Raw genomic sequence first — 18,431 nt, 5'->3', positions numbered from 1 at the left:
GGTGTCACCGTCTCCTTCGCACCGGAGCCGGTGACACCGGGCGCGGGACGGTCCCCGGCCCTGGCTCGCGGGTGTCATCCAATGTTGAACCAGCTTGTTGTTCAAAATTGGAGAAGAGGGTAGCGTGAGGTCATCCAATATTGGATGACCTCGTTGTCGTCCCATGGCATCCGCTTCTCCACGTACCTGCCAGGAGCCCACTCATGACCGTCGCCGTCGAAACCGGACTGTGGCAACTCGACCCCACCGCCTCCACCGTCGCCCTGCGCCACCGGACCATGTGGGGCCTCGTCACCGTCAAGGGGGCCTTCACCACCCTGAGCGGTCGGGGCGAGGTCAGGCCCGACGGCTCCGTCGAGGGCGTCATCACCCTCGACGCCGCCTCCCTGGACACCAAGCACACCAAGCGCGACCAGCATCTGCGCTCGGCCGACTTCTTCGACACCGACCACCACCCGGAGATCACCTTCGTGGTGCGCAGCGCCGCGGCGGGCCCGGACGACACGGCCTCGATCACCGGCCGGCTCACCGTGCGCGGTGTCAGCAGGCCCCAGAACCTCACCGCGCGCATCGTGCGGGCCGACGCGGAAGCCGTCACGCTGGAGGCGGAGTTCACCGTGGACCGCGAGCAGTTCGGCATGGGCTGGAACCAGTTGGGCATGATGCGCGGCCTGACCAGCGTCAACGCCACCCTGCGCCTCACCCGCTCGGCGGTGTGAAGATCCTCGCGCACACGGGGACACGAACGGGCCCGGACCGCTCGACGGCGAGCGGTCCGGGCCCGTGGGTGAGGGGTGTGCGACCGTCAGGCGCGGTGGGCCCGCAGTGCGGCCAGCGCCCGGTCGGCGTGCGCGCTCATCCGCAGTTCGCTGCGCACCACCTCCAGCACCGTGCGGTCCTCGCCGATGACGAAGGTGACCCGCTTGGTGGGGGCGAGGGAGAAGCCGCGCTTGACGCCGAAGCGCTCGCGCACCGACCCGTCCTCGTCCGACAGCAGCGGGTAGCCCAGGGTGTGACGTCCGGCGAACTCCTGCTGCCGCTCCACCGCGTCACCGCTGACGCCGACCAGGGTTGCGCCGGCGGCCGTGAACTCGGCGGCCAGATCCCGGAAGTGGCACGCCTCGGCGGTGCATCCCGGGGAGAGGGCGGCCGGATAGAAGAACAGCACGACCGGCCCCTCGGCGAGGAGTTCGGACAGTCGCCGCTGGGTCCCGGTCTCGTCCGGCAGGGCGAAGTCCTCGACCTCGGTTCCGACCTCGACGCGATCCGTCATGACCGCTCCTCCGCGTTCTTCGCGACACCGCGCGCCCACAGCACCAGCGGCACCTGGAGCGGGAGCCGGGCCAGCGCCGCGGCCCGCAGGGGTGCGGGGCGGTCGCGCCAGTCCACGGCCATCTGCACGTTCGCCGGGAGCACGCCGACGAAGAAGGCCGCCGCCGCCCGCGCGGCCCTACGGCGGGTCCGGGGCAGCGCCACTCCGGCCGCCAGCGCCAGCTCCACGGCGCCACTGGCATAGGTCCAGGCCCGAGCCGAGCCCGGCAGGGCGCGCGGGACCATCGCGTCGTACTGCCGCGGCGCGACGAAGTGAGTGACGCCCGCGGTGGCCAGCAGGCCCGCGAGCAACAGGGGTGAGCGTTCCGACCGTGACACCGTTCCTCCTCCAGGGCCTGACCGGGCGCATATTACTGGACGGTACGACTCCGGGTGGACGTTCCCTCGCGAGGGGCCCCGTCCGCACGGGAGTCGACGGCACCCCTGAACCATGCGATCGCACCCCTGTCCTCCGCCGAAGGGCTGGCAACCGCAAACGTTCCTTCCCTAGGATGGGGTGCCCGTCGAGCCGGTCCCGGCGGCACGGCATGGATCTGGGGGAGCGATGCAGCCAGGCAGGCAGTTGTCCACGTCCATCGACGCCACGGTGCCGACGGCCGCCCGCATGTACGACCACTATCTCGGCGGCAAGGACAACTACGCGGTCGACCGGGCGGCCTGCGAGGAGCTTGACAAGGTCGTGCCCAGCACGCGGGCGCTCGCACTGAACAACCGGAGGTTCCTGCAGCGCGTCGTGGGGACACTCGCGGAGGACTACGGCATCCGGCAGTTCCTCGACCATGGATCAGGACTGCCCACGCAGAACAACGTCCACCAGGTCGCACAGCGGGTCGACCCCGCCAGCCACGTGGTCTACGTGGACAGCGACCCGATGGTCCTGGTCCATGGCCGGGCGCTGCTGGAGCAGGACGAGCGCACCGCGGTCATCCAGGCCGACATGCGGGACACCGAGGCCATCTTCGCCCACCCCGACACCCGGCGCCTGATCGACTTCTCGCAGCCGGTTGCCGTGCTCTTCAACTCGGTGATGCACTGCATCCCGGACAGCGAGACCGACGGCCCGCCCGCCCTGGTCCGCCGGGTGGCCGAGCGTCTGGTGCCCGGCAGCTGCCTGGTGATGTGTCAGCTGGTCAGCGAGGACGCCGAGGTCCGGGACTTCGTCACCGGTTTCATGGACCAGGCCACCCAGGGGCACTGGGGGCGCGTGCGCCAGGAGAAGGACGTCGCGGCCTGGTTCGACGGGATGGACATCCTCGAACCGGGCCTGGTGGAGGTGTCCACCTGGCGGCCGGACAACGAGGTGGCGCCGCGCCAACTCACGCAGGAGTGGATCGAGTTCGGCGGAGTGGGCCGGATCCGCTGACGCGGCCGCTCCCCGTCGCCCGTCGGCCCGCTGACCCCGATGTCAGCGGGCCTGGGGAGTGTTTCGAAAGTCCCGTCCGGCCCGCGACGCTACTCTCGAAACGTGCCCTGGTAGCGCTCCTCGAGAGTCCTGCGCAGCAGCCGGAGTGACGCACGGGGGTCGAGGGCCTCGTCGGCGAGCCGGTCCAGTACCACCCGGTACTCCTCGGTCTCGTCGCGGTCCTCCAGGAAGTTGGCGCTCCTGATGTGCTCCAGGTAGACGATGTCCGGCAGTTCGAGACCGCCGAAGCGCAGATAGGTGACCGGTATCGAGGGGGCCGAGGCGTTGGTCACGTCCAACGGCACGATCTGCACGGTCACATGGGGCAGCTCCGCCGTCTCGATGAGATGCTCCAGCTGCTCCCGCATCACCTCGCGACTGCCGAGCACCCGCATCAGGACCGACTCGTCGAGGATCGCCCACAGTTGCGGGGCGTCGGGGCGTGACAGCAGCTCCCGTCGGCGCATCCGCAGCTCCACCCGGCGCTGCACCTCGGCGGCCGACGCGGTCGGCAGTCCGCGCTCCACCACGGCTCGGGTGTAGGCCGCGGTCTGCAGCAGCCCGGGAACGTACTGGATCTCGAAGGTACGGATGGCGGCGGCCGCCTCCTGCAGCCCCACCAGACGGTCGAACCACTCGGGCATCAGGCGCTTGTCGTAGCGCTGCCACCAGCCGGGTTCACCGGCGCGTTGCAGCAGCTTGACCAGGACCGCGGCCTCGTACTCGTCGGCCTCGTACAGTCGCAGCAGGGCGCGGACGTCGCCTTCCGTGGGCGGCTTGCGGCCCTTGCCCGCCTCGATGCGCGACAGCTTCGCGGGGCTGAAGCCGAGGGCGCGCGCCGCCTGCTCCTGAGACAGGCCGGCATCCTCCCGGATGCCCGCCAACTGCACGCCGACCAGCATCTTCAGCAGAGTCGGAGCGGGTTGCGTCTGCGTCAGATACGGTTCGAGGCGGGAGATGCGGTGCGACTCGGCGGACATCGTGGCTCCCTGCTGGCCGACAGAAAAGCAGACCCGCAGTATCGCATTCGAACGGGTTCCGCCGCATACGCCGGTGAGACGACTTTCCGGTCCGTGCTCAGGCGAGGTGGTCGAACTCGCCGTCCTTCGCGCCGGCCAGAAAGGCCGCCACCTCCGCGGCGGTGTACACGAGAGCGGGCCCGTCCGGGTCCCGGGAGTTGCGCATCGCGACGCTCCCGTCGGCCAGGGCGGCCAACTCCACGCAGTTGCCCTCGGCGCTGCTGTGCCGGCTCTTGATCCAGCGGGCGTCCAACACACTGGCCCGCACTCCGTTCTGCTCTGATGACACCGCAGTCTCCTCGCTGACGTTGCGCCACGGGGGGGGCATCGGAGTGCACGGGGTGGGGTGCACCGGCCGGTTCCCGGGGCTCTTCTACCCGTCGTGCAATTTCCCATGCAATTGCACGACGGTGCTGACTGCGTGGATAATAGCGGCGGCGTCAATCGCACGGCGTACGCCACCTGATGACGTGACATCAGGAAAATGTCACGTCATCGCCCTGGTACCGGACGTCAGGCCCACTCGTCGGGGCCGTGCGCGGAGCAGGGACGACGAGGGCCCGGCTCCACACTGTTTGCGGGGAGTGGATATGGCGACAGCACTGAAAGGCCTGGAACGCGTGCCCTGGGGCGCGATCAAGGACTCCAGCGGATCCGCGGAGGCCATCCCATTCCTGCTTCGCACCCTCGTGCGGGGCGACGAGTCCGCCGCGAGAGCGGCACTGGGCGATCTGCGGACCCGTATCTGTCAGTACGGCTTCGTCGTCGACCAGGCGACGGCCGCCACGGTTCCCTTCCTGTGGGAGCTGGCCCGGCTTCCCCAGGTGACGTGCCGCGTGCAGATAGTCCATCTGCTCAAGAGCATCGCCGCCGCACGGCAGTGGGAGAGCACCGCCTCCGTGTACCCCAAGCTGCTCAACCACCGTCATGACTACGTGGGCTGGGAGCGCCAGGCCCGCAGTGCGGTCCGCGCCGACCACGGCACGCTGCGGCAACTGCTCTCGGAGTCGGACATCGAACTCGCCGAGGCCGCAAGCGAACTGGCGTCCGCACTCGCCGCCTGAGTGTCCTCGACTCCCGCCGCGCGCCGCGGCCGGTCGCTTGCGGATGGCCGCCGGACGCGAGATGGTTGTCGTAGGACAACGGTCTCGTCGCTCGTGCAACGGAGACGCTCGCGCGGCCGAGACGCCTGTGCGACAGAGAAGGGAACGGGTCGCGGACGCGACCCCCTGCCTGTGGACACCTCCCAGCGGACTTTCGCCGATCCCCAGGGCCACGACACGGCATGGGACAGTGCTCCCTGTCCGGTCATGGTCGCGGACCGGAGCGGCTGCCTGGTGGAGTTGAACGCCGTCGCGGCAAGCCTGTTCCCGAAGGCAGGGCACGGCTCGTGTCTGCGGGACGTCGTACCGGCATGGCTGTTCGAGGCCCACCAACGGTTCGCCTCGGACGCGGCCCGACCGGACCGCACCGTCGCGACCCCTGCCTCCGGACGTATCGGAGAGCGCTCGTTCGCAGCTCACCCGGCCCGCTCCGCGCAGGACCGCGTCGTGTGGTGGCTGGTGGACGACACCGACCGCCGTCTCGCAGAGGAAGCCCTCCGCAGCGAGCGAGCGCGCACCGCCTTCCTGACCAGAGCCTCCACCACACTGCTGGCCTCGCTGCATGTCGAGACCTGTATGGAGACCACCGCCCGGCTGGCCGTCGAACACCTCGCCGACGCGGCCGTCACCGTCGCCCCTGCCCGACGCCGGGGGAACCCCGTCACCTTCTGCGGCCCTTCGGGCGAGGTCACGCACACGACGGTGCGCGCGGATCCGGAGGACGTGCCGGGTCTCGGCGAGGCGCTGCGCGGTCTTCCGCCGGTGCCCTCCCGCTGGATCGACCCCGCCGCGCTCCCCGACTGGGCGGTGCCCGCCGGGCTGGCCGGACCGGTCGGCTCCGTCGTGGTGTCGTCGCTGCCGGGACACGGCGTACCGGCGGGAGCGCTCATCCTCCTGCGCACCGAGGACCGCCGGACGTTCAGCGAGAGCGAGGAGGTCCTCGCGCGGCTCTTCGCCGCCCGGGCCGGCGCCGCGATCTCCGCCGCGCGGATGTACGCCGACCAGGCCGCCATCACCACGACCCTGATGCGCGAACTGCTGCCGCCCCAGCTGCACAGCGTGCACGGCGTGGAGTTCGCGGGCGGCTACCGGCCCTACAGCCAGGACGACCGCGTCGGCGGCGACTTCTACGACGTCCACCCGGGCGCCACCGACGAGGAGGAGACCCTCGTCGTCCTCGGCGACGTGTGCGGCAAGGGACTCGAGGCGGCCGTGCTCACCGGGAAGATCCGCAACACCCTCCAGGCGCTGCTGCCATTGGCCGCCGACCACCGGAGCGTCCTCGGCCTGCTCAACGGCGCGCTGCTCAACTCGCATCACACACGGTTCGCCACCCTCGCGCTCGCGTCCGTCATCCGCCGCGGCGGCACGGTACGGCTCCGCGTCACCAGCGCGGGACACCCCGCCCCCCTGCTCGTCCGGGCCGACGGCCGCGTCGAGGAGGCGGACACCCGCGGCACCCTGGTGGGCGTCTTCCCGCAGATCACCTCCACCACCGCCCATCTGGAACTCGCGCCCGGCGAGACCTGTCTGCTGTTCACCGACGGGATCATCGAGGCCAGGGGAGGCCCCTGGGGCGACGAACTGTTCGGCGTCGACCGGCTGATGGCGGCGGTGACGGAGTGCGCCGGGATGCCCGCCGAAGCAGTGGTGGACCATGTGCAGATGCTGGCGGCGCAGTGGGTCGGCGGCGGCCGCCACGACGACATGGCGGTCGTGGCCGTCACCGCGCCGCACCACGCGCACCTCAGCGCGGTCGACGGACGTACCCGGGGGAGGTACACCGCGTGAGCACGACGCCCGTCCGCCCCACCACGACGGCCGGCCCGGACGCGGTCCACGACCGGCTGGCCGGGACGCCTCACCGTCGTACAGGAGCACGCGGTCACCGCCGTGCACGACCTGGTCATCGCCGCACTCGCCCACCATCCCGAACACCGCGGCGAACCGCCCGGCCGGCTGGGGGACTGCCAGCGGGACTGCCGCACTCTCGGCGTGGTACACGACGCGATGAGGACCCGACCAGCAGCACCGAACATCCCCGCCCCGGAAAGTCCAGATGACGACCTCTCACACACCCTCCCTCACGCTCACGGTCGAGACCGAGCGAACCGCGATCGTCGTACGCGTCGCCGGGGACCTCGACTACGAGTCGTGCGACGAACTGGTGAGCACCGTCGACGGTCAGCTGGCCCAGTGGCCCCGAGGCGGCCCCGCGCTGACCGCGCTGCGCCTCGACTTCGCGGGGCTCGGAGCCGTCGACTCCATGGGGCTGTCCGCCCTGCTGACGATCCGCCGGCGGACCGACGCGGCGGCCATCGACCTCCGGCTCGACGAGCGTCCCCCCGCTCTCCAGCGGCTTCTGGAGATCACGGGCTCCCTGGAACACCTCACCGCTGCGTTCGAGGACAGCCACGCCGGGGAGCAGCCCGGGGCGGGCTGACGGCGGAAGCGCCCGAGAAGGCCGCGAGGACGGCTCTACGGGCGCGCGGTGCCCGTCCGCCGGCCACCGCCGACGGGCGTCGCGTCCCCGGGTACGACCCCGGGCGGCGTTCGGAACCATGGCCTCGGCGAGGCCGGGTAGAGGAAGGGGTGATGAACGTACGAGATCACGCCACGCCACCCCGTGCCCGCCGGGACCGCTGCCGTCGTCCCGGCGGGATCTCCGACCGTACGGGCGATGCCCGCCTCCGCGCCCCGCGCCTGCCGGTGTGCGCGCCGGGCCCGCCGTTTCCGTCCGTTCGCCGGGGCCTGACGGGAACGCGCGACTGTCCGAGCGAGCGATGAGACCCGCCGAGCTGCCGGCCCAGGACGACGGGAAGCGGACCTTCGGGGAGGCGATGACCGCAGCCTCGGCCCGCGCACACGTCCTGACGGTCGTCCGGGGCCACTGGGACGCCTCGGGCCGTCCGCCCGCCGAGCAGGCCGTCACCGATCTGCTGCTCGTCACCTCGGAGCTCGTGTCCAACGCGATCAGGCACGGCGGCGGTGTCGTGGCCTTCGAGGCGACACCGGCGCGGGACGGTATCAGGCTCACCGTGCACGACCGCAGTCCCGACATCCCCACCGTCGCCTTCGGCTCCGGAGCGCTGCCCGTGGGGCACGACGGCGGCGGGTACGGGTGGCCGTTGATCATCAAGCTCGCGTACGACATCGTCATCGAGCCGTGTGCGGACGGCGGCAAGGCCGTGAGCGTGGTCGTGCCCCTGGGCACCGGACCCGAACCCACTGGATGAGGGCCCCGCGTGCCGGGCCCGGGGGACGCCGGGGAGGCGCCCGCCGCGTCCGGCGTCCGGCGGCTGCGCGTCGTGTCCGAACCGGGGTCACGGACCGGCCGGTCCCGGACGAGGCCGATCGGCTCCGGGACGCCGCGCCGGGCCGTCTGACCGGCGGGGCTGGTCCCGCGAACGTGTCCCGCCGAGGGAGGACACCTCCATGTGCCCTACCAGGGGAGAAAGACGTGCACGTCCTTGCCCTCCGGCTGGATGATCACACTCACCTGGTCGCAGAGCGTGTGCACGAGATGCCAGCCGATCCCGCCCGGGCGCCCGGGCCGGAAGGGCCGCGGGGTGGGCGGGATCGTGCTGGTGTCGTGCAGCGTCACATGAATCCCGTCGTACGTCGGACGCATCCGCAGCGCGAAGTGGCCCGGCGCGTACTGGACGGCGTTGGCGGCCAGCTCGTCCACCACCAGCAGTACGTCGTTCCAGTGCTCCGGACTGGTCGGCGGCGAAGCCCGCGCCAGCCGGCGCAGAAACCCCTCGGCGGCCAGCCGCGCGTCGGTCACGTCGTGCAGTTCGCCCTTGAAGTCGGCGACGAGGTTCTCGACCGCCTCGAGCGGCCAGGCCTTGTCCCACTGCGGCTCGGTTGCCATGCCGTCCTTCCCCCGGCCGTCGTACCGGCCGGTTCTCGTCATCCGTCGCGCTGTCGCCCGGCCCCCCTTAACACGGTTGCCAGAACGCCGAGAGCTACGCATCCCGGATCACAGGTCCCTCGCCCGGGCCACCGTGACCCCCTCCGGTCGGGGGCGTCGTGCAGCGATCTCGTGAAGATGGCCGGGTCCGGCGGCGTAGCCGGGGGCGTGCTGGGTACGGGCGCCGGTCGGGCCGACCATGTCGGCCGAGGCGAAGGGTGAACCGGTCGTGGGCGAGTGCGGGGGAGCGGACGGCGCGGCGGGCAAGAGAAGCGCGGTGGGAGATGACCGTGAGGTGACAAAGGCAGAAGAGACCAGGGGGACGCCCCGGGCGCTGGCCCGGCAGGTCGCCGACGCGGTGGAGAGCCTGGTGGCGCTGTGGACCGGGGCGGCCGAGGCGGTCACTCCACGGCTGTCCAGCCATCAGCTGAACGCGCTGACCGCTGTCCGGCAGCGCTCGGAGCTCAATCTCACGGCGCTCGCGGAGACGCTGGGCATCGCGCTGCCCGCGGCCAGCAGACTCTGCGACCGGCTGGAGGCCGCGGGACTGCTGGAGAGGGTGATCCATCCCCGCAACCGGCGCGAGCTCCAACTGAGGGTGACCGCGCATGGACGCAGGGCGCTCGCCCAGATAGCGGAACGGCGGTCCGCGAGGCTGGCGGAAGTGCTGGCCGCGATGACCCCCGCCCAGCAGGCCGCGCTGGAGGACGGGCTGCACGCCTTCCGGGCGGCCCGGACGGCACAGTCGGACGAAGAGGCGTAGCCCCGCGTCTCCGGTACGCCGCGGCCGACGAGCGGCGCCTTCATCGCGATGGAGGCGGCGGGGCGGCCGGCAGGGTTCTCGGAGTCCGCTGCTAGCTGTCGTAGTGGCACAGCAGCAGGCACACGTCGTCGTCGCCCTCGGAGTCCCGCAGCATCGGGTCCAGGACCCGGTCCGCGGCGCCCTCCAGATCGTCGGCCAGCTTCGGCAGGTCGAGCGCGGACAGGGCCTCGGTGAGCCGCCGGATGCCCGGGTCGATGCCCTGGGCCCGCCGCTCCACCAGGCCGTCCGTGTACAGGGCGAGGGTCGACCCGGCCGGCAGCGGGGCGGTGTGGTCCTCGATGGCCTGCCGCAGCGGAATGCCCAGCATGGCCCCCGGTTTGTCGTCGAGGGTGTGGACCAGGCCGTCGGGTGTGCGCAGCATCGGGGGCGGATGTCCGGCGGCCGCCCAGGTCAGGACGGGTTCGCCGGGGCGGAACCGGGCGATGACCGCCGTGGCGTACAGATCCGGCTGCAGATGGTGCAGGAACAGATGCAGCCGGGTGAGCAGTTGGCCCGGGGTGCCTCCGTCGACGGCGTAGGCGCGCAGCGCGGTGCGCAGCTGACTCATCATCACCGCGGCGTGCAGTCCGTGGCCGGTGACATCGCCGATGACCGCGATCACGCTTCCGTCGGGCTGGCGGAAGGCGTCGTACCAGTCTCCGCCGATGTTGAGGCCGTGGGTCGCCGGCAGGTAGCGGGCGGCCAGTCGCAGTCCCGGGGTGGTGGGCAGGTCGGTGAGCAGCGCTCGCTGCAGTGTCTCGGCGATGTCCCGGTTGTGCTCGAAGCGCTGGGCGTTGTCGATCGCGATGCCGGCCCGGCGGGCCAGCTCGATCAGCATCACCGCGTCGTCCGGGTTCCACCGGTCGCCCGGCGGCGTGAGGATCAGCACGCCCAGGGCCGTCCGCCGGGCCGACAGGGGAACGCACAGCAGGGGCCGGGTGGGGTGCAGAGCGGACGGCGGCCGGTCGTCCACGCCGGGCAGGCCGCCGGGGTGGGCGGCCGCGTACTGCGGACGTCCCGTGCGGGCGGCGACGACGGCGGCGGCGGGACGGGGCGCGTGTCCGTGCGCCTGCTCCTCCTCGTCGCCGAGCAGCCATACGTCGACGCTGCGCGCGTACGCCGGGATCAGCAGTTCGGGGAGCAGCCGCACGATCTCCCCGTGGTTGAGGGACGCGGTGAGCGCGGCACTGGTGTCGGCGAGGAAGGTCAGCCGCCGGCGTGCCTCCTCCGCCTCGGTGCGGGCGGCCCGTTCGGCGGCGAACAGCTCCTGCTGCGCCCGTCCCGCGGCGTCCAGCTCCGCGTGCAGGGCGAGGACGCCCTGGTTCGTCTGGTGCAGCTCCTCACGGTGGAAGGCGACCAGCGCCTCCTGCTCGGCCAGGGCGTCGAGCACGCGTGCCGCGTCGTCGTCGGCGCCCAACAGCCCCTCGGCGAGGGCCGCCGCACGGGCGGGGACCACGGCCGTGCCGGCGCCGGCCGCCCGCTCCGAGGCGGGGACCGAGGCCTGCCAGGTGAGGTCGGCGTCGGAACTGTCGTCCGGATGCGGGCAGAGAGTGAGCCACAGGCGCCGCCGGTCCCCGGCCGGGGACGCGGGAGCGGTCCTGAGGGTCAGCCGCCAGGCGCCTCCCTTGGTGAGGCACTGGCGCAACTGTGCGGTGAGCGCGGTGACCAGCCGGGTGCGGTCGAGTGCGGGGACGCCGTGCTCGGCCGCGAGCCGGGCGGTGGCGATCCGGGCCCGGGCGGCGTCGACGACGGTGGTGATCTGCCAGGTGTGGGTCATGGTTCACGATTCGGCGGTGTGGGGGACAGCACGGCCACCGTGGTGTCGTCCCGGACGGGCCGGGCCGAACTGCTGGAGTCGCGCACGATCAGGGCGGCCGTCACCCCCGGGTCCAGGGTCGCGGCGGGCACCTCCGGGCGGAGCGACCACCGGCTGGGCAGACCGTCGCTGTGCAGGACGAGGAGGCAGTCGGGGCTCCAGGGCAGCCGATGGCGGGGGAGGCGCGCGGGGACGTGGGCGCCGACTATGCCGGGATGCGACAGAAGCGGCTGCCAGCCGTCGCCGGTGCGCAGCCGCGCGCCGATGTTGCCGATGCCTGAGAACTCCAGATGCCCTGCGGCGAGGTCGAGTTGGGCCACCGCGACGGCGGCGCCCCGGGTGTCGTGGAGCGCGGTGTGCAGCGCGGCGAGCAGCTCCGGTGCCGTCAGCCGAGGATTTCCCCGCAGTTGTCGTACGGCGGCGTCGGACGCCTCGGCCGCGCGCGGGCCGTGTCCCAGGCCGTCGGCGAGAAGCAGCGTGAGGCGCTCACCGGACCGTACGCAGGCCCAGGCGTCGCCCGAATGACCCTCGACGAGGGGGATGTTGATCCCTCCGGCGCGCACCGGCGCCGGCGCGCGCCGGTCCCGCTCGCCCCTCCGGCGCGCGTCCGAGGGGCCTATCCGGACCAGGGCCACGGTGCCGCGCCCGGGCGAGCTGTGCAGGTCGAAGTCGTCCGCCAGGCGCCGGCAGGTGCCGAGCCCGGCCCCGAGCGAGGCCGTGGTCGAGAAGCCGTCGTGCAGCGCGGCCGACAGGTCCGCGATGCCGGGGCCGTGGTCGATCGAGACGATCTGCACAGCGGCCCGCTCGCCGTCCGCGGCGGCACCGTCCGGCGCGGCCGGCGTCTCCAGCAGTATCTGGCCGCCGCCCGCGTGCTTGAGCAGGTTGGTGGCGAGTTCCGTGGCGACCAGCACGGTGGCCGCCTGCCGGTCCGCACCGAATCCGGCGTGGCCGCAGGCCTCCTCGGCGGCCAGCCGGACGTCCCGGAGCCGGGTCGTGTCGTGCACGGGCACGTCCCAGACCCGGGTCATCGCGCCTCCCCGCGCGGGCGTGGCGCTCCGGCCGTCCAGCAGACCACGGTGACCGAGGTGCCCCCGCCGGGCCGTGTGTCGATCGAGAACTCGTGGACCAGCCGCCGGGCTCCGCCGAGCCCCAGGCCGAGCCCGCCGCCCGAGGTGTAGCCGTCGGTGAGCGCCCGCTCGACGTCGGCGATGCCCGGTCCCTGGTCGGTGAAGGTCAGCCGGAGGCCACGGGCCCTGCCGTGGTCCAGGACGGCGGACTCGACCTGTCCGCCGCCGCCGTGGACGAGTGTGTTGCGTGCGAGCTCGCTCGCCGCGGTGATCAGCTTGGTCTGTTCCACCAGGCCGAAACCGATCTCGGCAGCTGCCCGCCGCACATGCTGTCGTACCCACGCCAGATCCATGTCCGAGCGGATGGGCAGGCATGCGGCGAGGCGGCCCGATGTCTCCGTCACGCGTTCTCCTGGCGTTCTGGGACGTGGGACAGGGGGGCGGACGCCCGGGTCAGCATCCGTAGGGCCTCGTCGGTGTCGAGCGCGGTGCGCAGGCCCGGCAGGGTGAGGCCGAGTTCCACCAGGGTGATGGCGACCGCGGGGCGCATGCCCGCGACGACGGTCTGTGCGGCGAGCAGTGTGGCGCTCGCGGCGATCTCGGCGAACACCCGGCCCAGGAAGGAGTCCACGATCTCGACTCCGGAGACGTCGATGACGACCCCGTTCACCGGGCTGCGGGTGATGGCCGCCGCGATGTCCTGCTGGAGCTGTTCGGCCGCCTTGTCGTGCAGTTCGCCCTGGAGCGTGACGAGCAGGACGTCACCGAGCTTCAGTACGGGGATGTGCGCGCCGTCCGGCGCCCAGAGATCCCCGGTCACCGTGTGCCCCCGCCGGTGGCCGCCCGGTCGACGATCACGACTCCCAGCCGGTGGAGGGCGTGGGCGAGGGCGTCGGCCAGGGTCGCGCGGGTGACGACCGAACCGAGGTCGATGCCCAGGTGCACGATGGTCTGGGCGATCGCCGGCCGGATGCCGGAGACGATGCACTCCGCCCCCATGAGGCGGGCCGCGGCAACCGTCTTCATCAGATGCTGGGCCACCAGCGAGTCGACGGTCGGCACCCCCGTGATGTCCAGGATCGCGAACCGCGCCTGCTGGGCGACGACGGCCTCCAGCAGGCTCTCCATCACGACCTGGCTGCGGGCGCTGTCCAGGGTGCCGATCAGTGGGACGGCGACGATGCCGTCCCACAACTTGATGACGGGCGTGGCCACTTCGAGCAGTTGCAGACGCTGCCGCTCGATGATGTCCTCACCGGCGCTGAGCGCCGTCTCCATGACGACCAGGCGCAGCGTGCCGAGCAGGACGGTGAGCGTGACCAGGTGCGGCCCGGCCGCCTCCCCGTCCGCCTCGGCCAGATCGGCGGCCAGCAGCTCGCTGACCGAGGGACGCAGCGCCGCCACCTCCTCGGCGATGTGGCCGGGGCTGGAGCCGGCCCGCGCGCGGGAGGCGGCCATGCGGGCGAGCTGTTCGCGCACCCCGAAGAAACCCGGCGCCCGGACGTCCTCGATCCGCTCGGTGGCGGCCACCACGGCGAGCGCCTCCACCAGGGCACCGGCGGCCTCCACCGCCTCGTCGCGGGAGACCGTGAAGACCGTCCGGAACAGAGTCTCGTCGGCCCAGCGCTGGGAGATCTGCTCCCGGCGGCGTTGCAGGAAGTCCCCGACGATTCGTGCCGACGCTCCTCGGTTGGTTGCCGACTCCTGGTCCGTCACGTCCCTGTCTCCTTTGCACGTCTGCTCCCCCGGCTGCCAGGGAGCCTCCTCGGAGAGCGCGGTTCATTGTCGCGCGACAACTGTAATCATGGGAGATCCCGCCGGGCACCCGTGGCCTCCCGGACGGTCGTCCAACGAACGGGGGACCCGGCCAACTGCCGTCCGTATCCGGGCCGCCGCCGCCCAGGCGGAAGGCGCCGACGGCAGCCGGGCACCGAGACGGTGTGCGGCCCTTCCCGCGGGGCGCGACCGCCGTGGCCGGAAGCCCCCTCAGGAGCGCGGCTGCCGCCCGAACCAGTCCAGGCACACCACGAGCGCGTCGTCCTCCGCGGTGGGCCCGCCGCGGTGGTCCGACAGCTCCCTCAGGACCGCGCGGGGCACCTCGGCGGCCGGAAGCAGCCGCGTGGCCGCGATCGCCTTCGCCAGCGCCTTCTCGCCGTAGGTCTCGCCTCCCGGGGCGAGGACGCTGTAGACGCCGTCGCTGACGAAGACGAGCCGGTCGCCCGGTTGTACGTCGATCTCCTGCGCGACGTAGTCGGTCTCCTCGAACATGCCGAGGGGCAGCTGCGCGTCGAAGTCGACCGCTTCCACGGTCCGGCCGCGCATCCGCATCATCTGCGGGGAGCCGGCGTCCACGACCTTCACCCGGCCGGTGGACAGCTCGAAGTCGAGCAGGAGCACGGACAGATAGCAGGCACCCCGGTAGTGGGCGTAGACGGCCTGGTCGGCGAGGGCGGCCTGGTCCTCGATGGGGATCCCGGCGCGCCGGGCGTTGCGCAGCGCGTTGATGCCGAGGTTGGTCAGCAGCGACGCCTCGATGCCCTCGCCCATGCCGTTGGTGATGTAGAGCATCAGCCGGTCCGGACCGGCGGACCAGTCGAAGTTGTCACCGAAGATCGCGTAGGCGGGCTCCAGTTGGGCCCCGAGCGCGTACTCCGGCCGAGCGCACGAGCGGCCCGGCAGCAGCTGCCACTGCATCTCGGCCGCGAGCGTCAGCCGGTCCCGGCGCCGGGCCTGGAGATACACGTCCGTGTCCCGCTCGGCCACGAGCATCTCGTGGCCGAGGACCTCGGCGATGTCGACGAGTTCGGGAAGGACCTCGGCGGCCGTCGCGGACGGCAGCGTGACGGTCAGTACGCCGAGCCGGTCACCGCGTACCGTCACCGGCAGATGGGCCCGGGCCAGCTCGCCGGTCTCCTCCACGACGGGGTCCTGCGCACTGAAGGCCCGGCCGACCGTGGTGCCGTGCATCGCCACGGACTCGGTGACGGGGAACTGTGCGGAGACGGGCTGCAGCACGGTGAGCCCGTAGTCCGCCATCAGGAGTTCGGCGGACTCGGCCGCGTACTGGCTGCGCAACACGTCCCGGAGCGCCTCCACCAACCGGTGGGGAGCCGCGTTCCGGAGCGCCCTCTCGGCTGTGACGAGTCTGTTCACGATGTCGGATACGCCATTCTTCCACTAGTACGATTCCGGACCCGTGCCCTGAGGGACTCCGCGCCCGTGCACGTATCTATCGTTATGCGTGAGCTGTCGCCCCGGCAGGCCGACAGGATTCGAGAAGCCTGGGAGAATGAGACGGTGACTTCCTCCAGCCCGCGTCCCGAGCCCAGCGAAGTGGCGCGTGTGACCTCAGAGGCGGCGGAGCTGCTGGAGGTCCTGTGGGGGCGCGCCTCGACGGCCCCCGTCTCGGCTTCCCAGCTGCGGGTGCTCTTCATACTCGAGCACAACGAGGGCATCAATCTGCGCACGCTCGCCGACGCTCTCGGGTCGACCCCGCCGTCGACGAGCCGGCTGTGCGACCGCCTCCAGGCCGTCGGGTACGTCGAGCGCGCCGCCAGCTCGACCAGCCGGCGCGAGCTGCGCCTGTACTTGAGCCGTCGGGGCAGATCCTTCCTGGCCGAACTGCGCGAGCGCCGTGAGCGTGCGCTGGAGTCCGTCCTGGCCCAGATGCCCACGGCCAAGCGGACCGCACTCCTGCAGGGCCTGGAGGCCTTCTGCGTCGCCGCGGCGGCACAGCTCCACGAGGCCGAGGGACCCGACGCCCGTACGGCCTGAGCCGCGGGCGGGCAGGCGCGCCCCGCAGGTGTGCCGGACGCCTGCCGCGGTCGGTCGGCGCGCGCAGCCGGCTCCGCCCACCGCCACATCCCAGTTCCTTCCGTACTTTTACTGACCCAACTTTGTTGCCTGACGGCTACAGTTGTCAAACGGCAAGTATTGGGGCCGGCGGAGCCGCCCGCGTGGGCGTCCGCCCGTGCGTGGGCTCGCTGTACCCCGGAGGCCCGCCGTGCGGGCGCGGCCCGGGACGCCTCCGCGTCCTCCCCTACGGCTGGCTCAGGGAGTCACCGACCTTGTCGAGCGCCTCGTCCGCGGTCGGGTAGGAGGGGACCGTCAGGCTCACCCCTGTCAGATCGAGGATCCGCTGCACGGCAGGGGCCGGATCGATGAGGCCGACCGAGCCGCCGATCTGCCGGGTCTCCTTGTAGGCCTTGAGAATGATGTTGATCCCGGACGAGTCCATGAACGGCACCGCCGAGAGGTCGAGCAGCAGATGGCGGCGACCGTGGTGGGTCTGGTTGGCGAGGTGGTGATGCAACTCCGTCGCGGTGTCGACGTCCAGGAATCCCTGCACGACGACCAGCGCGACATCCTCTCGGGGCATCGTCACTTCGATGGACAGGGGGGTCTGCTCAGTCGACACAATGTCCTCCCATACGTACGGCGTGCGTAACTCGCCTACCCCGGGCCGGACAGCGGATGCACCGCGGGCCGCGCCTCGGAGGTGATCAACCTCTCGCCGCCGGAGCGGTGCCCCGGCGGCGAGTCCGGCACCGCGTACCCCTCAGACATCTCTCCACACCAGCGGACCCTGGAGATGTGGGTACGGGATCGGGGGGCGGCGCCGGCATCGCGCGGGGCACCCGCACCGCCGGAACGCCGCTGCGGTTACTCCCGGGTCCGTCCGTCGGACGGCTGCGCGGGGGAGGAGCTCAGCGCCCCGCGTCCTGTTCCCTGCCGCCGGGCACGGAGGTGTCCGGGGTCGTCTCCTTCGCGGGGTCCGTGGCGCGGAGATCCTCGGCGTCCGGCGGGCGGAGCAGCTTGGCGCCGTCCCGGACCCGCTCCAGCGACTTGGTCAGGGCGCGCAGGGAGAAACCTTCCCGCTTGCGTGCTTCCTGCCGCGGCGGGGGCAGCGCGCCGGACGAGTCCCGGTAGGCCGCCAGCGCCTCATGGGCCAGTTCGGCCGCCTCCCGGTACAGGTCGCGCGACTTGGTCATGGCGTCCAGGGCCTCGGCGTAGGCGGCGAGTTGGAGCCGCGCCGCGGCCAGTTCCTCTTCGAGGGTCGTCAGATGCCACTGGGCGCGCAGCTCGGACAGCGCCTCCGCCGCGCCCTCGGGCAGTGGCCGGGGCTCCAGGGCGTAGCGGCAGACCGTGTCGAGGAGTTCCTGCGGCCGGGAACCGTCGAGGAACACGGTGCGTACGGCGAAGTCGTCGTGTCCGACGCCGGGGGCGGCCGGTGCCGAGGGCAGCACCACGGCGCCACCGCGGGGCACCCGCGCCCCGAGGTCGTAGAGAGCCCAGTTGACCACCTGGAACTGTTCGGGCGCGGCCCGGTGCTCCACGATCCGGTGCCGCAGGCCGGAGGGCAGCAGCGGTGCGAGGGGACGCAGCCCGCGCTCGTCGGGCGTCATCGCCTCGTGGACGATCACATGGATGCTCCAGGAGTTGCGCGCGCAGTCCTTCAGCAGGCGACGCAGCGACCGGTCCTCCGCGGGCAGCGGGTTGATCTCCCGGAAGCGCAGATCCCCGACCACGTCGTGGTCCCAGGGCGCGTCGGCGTCCTTCGGCCAGAACACGGTCGCGGGCGAGGGCCACTCGAGGTCCCAGGTCCGGTCCGCCTCCGCGACCAGCACCCACTCCTGTGAGCCGTCCTTCTCGTCGGGTGCCTCGATGTTCAGGCGGGCTCGCACGACGACGTCGTCGGTCACGAGCCAACGGGCCTCGAAGGCGCGATGGGGCACGCCGTCACGGGAGCCCTCGAACTCGAGGTGGTCCTGGATGACCGCACTGTTCTTCAGTTCCCGCAGCCGGTGCCGGACGGTGTCCTCGGCGCCCGGGCCGAGGTGGCGCCCGCGCGCCGGCCACACGGTGTCGGGAGCCGCGGCAGGGGCGATGGGGGACTTTGCCATGAGGTCACTCTGCGAGGGATCGGGACGGGTGCGCTTCCCAGTGTGGTCGCGCCCGTCGCGGGGCCGGGGACGGG

General features: G+C 72.2%; 21 protein-coding genes. 8 read left to right on the top strand and 13 right to left on the bottom strand.

Annotation, left to right across the window (positions count from 1 at the left end; genetic code table 11):
- Positions 1–203: 203 nt before the first annotated feature.
- Positions 204–719 (top strand): YceI family protein, encoded by a 516-nt coding sequence (locus ACFY2Z_RS11550; RefSeq protein WP_390743964.1) that lies wholly within the window; start codon positions 204–206, stop codon positions 717–719.
- An 86-nt stretch (positions 720–805) separates the two neighbouring features.
- Here ACFY2Z_RS11550 and ACFY2Z_RS11545 read toward each other — a convergent pair whose 3' ends face one another.
- Positions 806–1,273, bottom strand: coding sequence for a peroxiredoxin (locus ACFY2Z_RS11545; protein ID WP_390743963.1), 468 nt, complete (start codon positions 1,271–1,273; stop codon positions 806–808).
- Positions 1,270–1,650: a hypothetical protein gene (locus ACFY2Z_RS11540; RefSeq protein ID WP_390743962.1), complete on the bottom strand. Its 381-nt coding sequence runs from the start codon at positions 1,648–1,650 to the stop codon at positions 1,270–1,272. The genes ACFY2Z_RS11545 and ACFY2Z_RS11540 overlap by 4 nt, the downstream gene beginning before the upstream one ends.
- A gap of 226 nt (positions 1,651–1,876) precedes the next feature.
- Here ACFY2Z_RS11540 and ACFY2Z_RS11535 point away from each other — a divergent pair, with 226 nt between their 5' ends.
- Positions 1,877–2,695 carry an SAM-dependent methyltransferase gene (locus ACFY2Z_RS11535; protein ID WP_390743961.1) on the top strand — a complete coding sequence of 273 codons (819 nt, stop codon included), beginning with the start codon at positions 1,877–1,879 and terminating at the stop codon, positions 2,693–2,695.
- Positions 2,696–2,784: 89 nt separating this feature from the next.
- Here the strand turns inward: ACFY2Z_RS11535 and ACFY2Z_RS11530 are convergent, their stop codons facing one another.
- Both ACFY2Z_RS11530 and ACFY2Z_RS11525 read right to left on the bottom strand, forming a co-directional pair.
- Positions 2,785–3,714 carry a helix-turn-helix domain-containing protein gene (locus tag ACFY2Z_RS11530; RefSeq protein ID WP_390743960.1) on the bottom strand — a complete coding sequence of 310 codons (930 nt, stop codon included), beginning with the start codon at positions 3,712–3,714 and terminating at the stop codon, positions 2,785–2,787.
- A 97-nt stretch (positions 3,715–3,811) separates the two neighbouring features.
- Positions 3,812–4,081, bottom strand: a complete 270-nt coding sequence (locus ACFY2Z_RS11525) for a DUF397 domain-containing protein (RefSeq protein WP_390743959.1) — start codon at positions 4,079–4,081, stop codon at positions 3,812–3,814.
- 262 nt (positions 4,082–4,343) lie between these two features.
- Here ACFY2Z_RS11525 and ACFY2Z_RS11520 point away from each other — a divergent pair, with 262 nt between their 5' ends.
- From ACFY2Z_RS11520 to ACFY2Z_RS11505, 4 genes are all read left to right on the top strand, one after another.
- A complete protein-coding gene (locus tag ACFY2Z_RS11520; RefSeq protein WP_388968669.1) occupies positions 4,344–4,817 on the top strand; it encodes a hypothetical protein in 474 nt (157 codons plus the stop codon).
- Between the two features lie 246 nt (positions 4,818–5,063).
- Positions 5,064–6,647, top strand: a complete 1,584-nt coding sequence (locus tag ACFY2Z_RS11515) for a PP2C family protein-serine/threonine phosphatase (protein ID WP_390744080.1) — start codon at positions 5,064–5,066, stop codon at positions 6,645–6,647.
- Positions 6,648–6,915: 268 nt separating this feature from the next.
- Positions 6,916–7,299, top strand: a complete 384-nt coding sequence (locus tag ACFY2Z_RS11510; RefSeq protein WP_390743958.1) for an STAS domain-containing protein — start codon at positions 6,916–6,918, stop codon at positions 7,297–7,299.
- 340 nt (positions 7,300–7,639) lie between these two features.
- On the top strand, positions 7,640–8,092 hold the full coding sequence (locus ACFY2Z_RS11505; RefSeq protein ID WP_390743957.1) for an ATP-binding protein: 453 nt from the start codon (positions 7,640–7,642) through the stop codon (positions 8,090–8,092).
- A gap of 206 nt (positions 8,093–8,298) precedes the next feature.
- On the opposite strand, the gene ACFY2Z_RS11500 is transcribed toward ACFY2Z_RS11505, so the two are convergent.
- A complete protein-coding gene (locus tag ACFY2Z_RS11500; RefSeq protein WP_390743956.1) occupies positions 8,299–8,730 on the bottom strand; it encodes an ATP-binding protein in 432 nt (143 codons plus the stop codon).
- Positions 8,731–9,064: 334 nt separating this feature from the next.
- Here ACFY2Z_RS11500 and ACFY2Z_RS11495 point away from each other — a divergent pair, with 334 nt between their 5' ends.
- A complete protein-coding gene (locus tag ACFY2Z_RS11495) occupies positions 9,065–9,532 on the top strand; it encodes a MarR family winged helix-turn-helix transcriptional regulator (protein ID WP_390743955.1) in 468 nt (155 codons plus the stop codon).
- Positions 9,533–9,623: 91 nt separating this feature from the next.
- On the opposite strand, the gene ACFY2Z_RS11490 is transcribed toward ACFY2Z_RS11495, so the two are convergent.
- The 6 genes from ACFY2Z_RS11490 to ACFY2Z_RS11465 all read right to left on the bottom strand — a co-directional run bounded on the left by ACFY2Z_RS11490 (position 9,624) and on the right by ACFY2Z_RS11465 (position 15,607).
- Positions 9,624–11,348 carry a PP2C family protein-serine/threonine phosphatase gene (locus ACFY2Z_RS11490; protein ID WP_390743954.1) on the bottom strand — a complete coding sequence of 575 codons (1,725 nt, stop codon included), beginning with the start codon at positions 11,346–11,348 and terminating at the stop codon, positions 9,624–9,626.
- On the bottom strand, positions 11,345–12,415 hold the full coding sequence (locus ACFY2Z_RS11485; RefSeq protein WP_390743953.1) for a SpoIIE family protein phosphatase: 1,071 nt from the start codon (positions 12,413–12,415) through the stop codon (positions 11,345–11,347). The genes ACFY2Z_RS11490 and ACFY2Z_RS11485 overlap by 4 nt, the downstream gene beginning before the upstream one ends.
- Positions 12,412–12,807, bottom strand: a complete 396-nt coding sequence (locus ACFY2Z_RS11480) for an anti-sigma regulatory factor (RefSeq protein WP_390744079.1) — start codon at positions 12,805–12,807, stop codon at positions 12,412–12,414. Before ACFY2Z_RS11480 ends, ACFY2Z_RS11485 begins: the two co-directional genes overlap by 4 nt.
- A gap of 47 nt (positions 12,808–12,854) precedes the next feature.
- Positions 12,855–13,274: an STAS domain-containing protein gene (locus ACFY2Z_RS11475; RefSeq protein WP_390743952.1), complete on the bottom strand. Its 420-nt coding sequence runs from the start codon at positions 13,272–13,274 to the stop codon at positions 12,855–12,857.
- Complete coding sequence (locus ACFY2Z_RS11470; RefSeq protein ID WP_390743951.1) at positions 13,271–14,170, bottom strand: STAS domain-containing protein; 900 nt, start codon at positions 14,168–14,170, stop codon at positions 13,271–13,273. The genes ACFY2Z_RS11475 and ACFY2Z_RS11470 overlap by 4 nt, the downstream gene beginning before the upstream one ends.
- Before the next feature lie 270 nt (positions 14,171–14,440).
- Entirely contained in the window at positions 14,441–15,607 is a 1,167-nt protein-coding gene (locus tag ACFY2Z_RS11465; RefSeq protein ID WP_390743950.1) for a PP2C family protein-serine/threonine phosphatase, read from the bottom strand.
- A gap of 84 nt (positions 15,608–15,691) precedes the next feature.
- Between ACFY2Z_RS11465 and ACFY2Z_RS11460 the strand changes: the two genes are divergently transcribed.
- Entirely contained in the window at positions 15,692–16,228 is a 537-nt protein-coding gene (locus tag ACFY2Z_RS11460; RefSeq protein WP_390743949.1) for a MarR family winged helix-turn-helix transcriptional regulator, read from the top strand.
- A 265-nt stretch (positions 16,229–16,493) separates the two neighbouring features.
- On the opposite strand, the gene ACFY2Z_RS11455 is transcribed toward ACFY2Z_RS11460, so the two are convergent.
- On the bottom strand, positions 16,494–16,871 hold the full coding sequence (locus ACFY2Z_RS11455; RefSeq protein WP_390743948.1) for an anti-sigma factor antagonist: 378 nt from the start codon (positions 16,869–16,871) through the stop codon (positions 16,494–16,496).
- A gap of 289 nt (positions 16,872–17,160) precedes the next feature.
- Positions 17,161–18,357, bottom strand: coding sequence for a hypothetical protein (locus ACFY2Z_RS11450; protein WP_390743947.1), 1,197 nt, complete (start codon positions 18,355–18,357; stop codon positions 17,161–17,163).
- Positions 18,358–18,431: the final 74 nt, after the last annotated feature.

Origin of the sequence: Streptomyces sp. NPDC001222 (genome assembly GCF_042896945.1) — a bacterium.
GTDB lineage: Bacteria > Actinomycetota > Actinomycetes > Streptomycetales > Streptomycetaceae > Streptomyces > Streptomyces gibsoniae.
This window is presented reverse-complemented; position numbering and strand designations above follow the sequence as displayed.

What these genes read in the sequence shown, in the direction of transcription:
- ACFY2Z_RS11550 (WP_390743964.1), top strand. Translation starts at nt 204, where the DNA reads ATGACCGTCGCCGTCGAAACCGGACTGTGGCAACTCGACCCCACCGCC.
- ACFY2Z_RS11545 (WP_390743963.1), bottom strand. Translation starts at nt 1,273, where the DNA reads ATGACGGATCGCGTCGAGGTCGGAACCGAGGTCGAGGACTTCGCCCTG.
- ACFY2Z_RS11535 (WP_390743961.1), top strand. Translation starts at nt 1,877, where the DNA reads ATGCAGCCAGGCAGGCAGTTGTCCACGTCCATCGACGCCACGGTGCCG.
- ACFY2Z_RS11530 (WP_390743960.1), bottom strand. Translation starts at nt 3,714, where the DNA reads ATGTCCGCCGAGTCGCACCGCATCTCCCGCCTCGAACCGTATCTGACG.
- ACFY2Z_RS11525 (WP_390743959.1), bottom strand. Translation starts at nt 4,081, where the DNA reads ATGCCCCCCCCGTGGCGCAACGTCAGCGAGGAGACTGCGGTGTCATCA.
- ACFY2Z_RS11520 (WP_388968669.1), top strand. Translation starts at nt 4,344, where the DNA reads ATGGCGACAGCACTGAAAGGCCTGGAACGCGTGCCCTGGGGCGCGATC.
- ACFY2Z_RS11515 (WP_390744080.1), top strand. Translation starts at nt 5,064, where the DNA reads ATGGTCGCGGACCGGAGCGGCTGCCTGGTGGAGTTGAACGCCGTCGCG.
- ACFY2Z_RS11510 (WP_390743958.1), top strand. Translation starts at nt 6,916, where the DNA reads ATGACGACCTCTCACACACCCTCCCTCACGCTCACGGTCGAGACCGAG.
- ACFY2Z_RS11505 (WP_390743957.1), top strand. Translation starts at nt 7,640, where the DNA reads ATGAGACCCGCCGAGCTGCCGGCCCAGGACGACGGGAAGCGGACCTTC.
- ACFY2Z_RS11500 (WP_390743956.1), bottom strand. Translation starts at nt 8,730, where the DNA reads ATGGCAACCGAGCCGCAGTGGGACAAGGCCTGGCCGCTCGAGGCGGTC.
- ACFY2Z_RS11490 (WP_390743954.1), bottom strand. Translation starts at nt 11,348, where the DNA reads ATGACCCACACCTGGCAGATCACCACCGTCGTCGACGCCGCCCGGGCC.
- ACFY2Z_RS11485 (WP_390743953.1), bottom strand. Translation starts at nt 12,415, where the DNA reads ATGACCCGGGTCTGGGACGTGCCCGTGCACGACACGACCCGGCTCCGG.
- ACFY2Z_RS11480 (WP_390744079.1), bottom strand. Translation starts at nt 12,807, where the DNA reads ATGGATCTGGCGTGGGTACGACAGCATGTGCGGCGGGCAGCTGCCGAG.
- ACFY2Z_RS11460 (WP_390743949.1), top strand. Translation starts at nt 15,692, where the DNA reads ATGCGTGAGCTGTCGCCCCGGCAGGCCGACAGGATTCGAGAAGCCTGG.
- ACFY2Z_RS11450 (WP_390743947.1), bottom strand. Translation starts at nt 18,357, where the DNA reads ATGGCAAAGTCCCCCATCGCCCCTGCCGCGGCTCCCGACACCGTGTGG.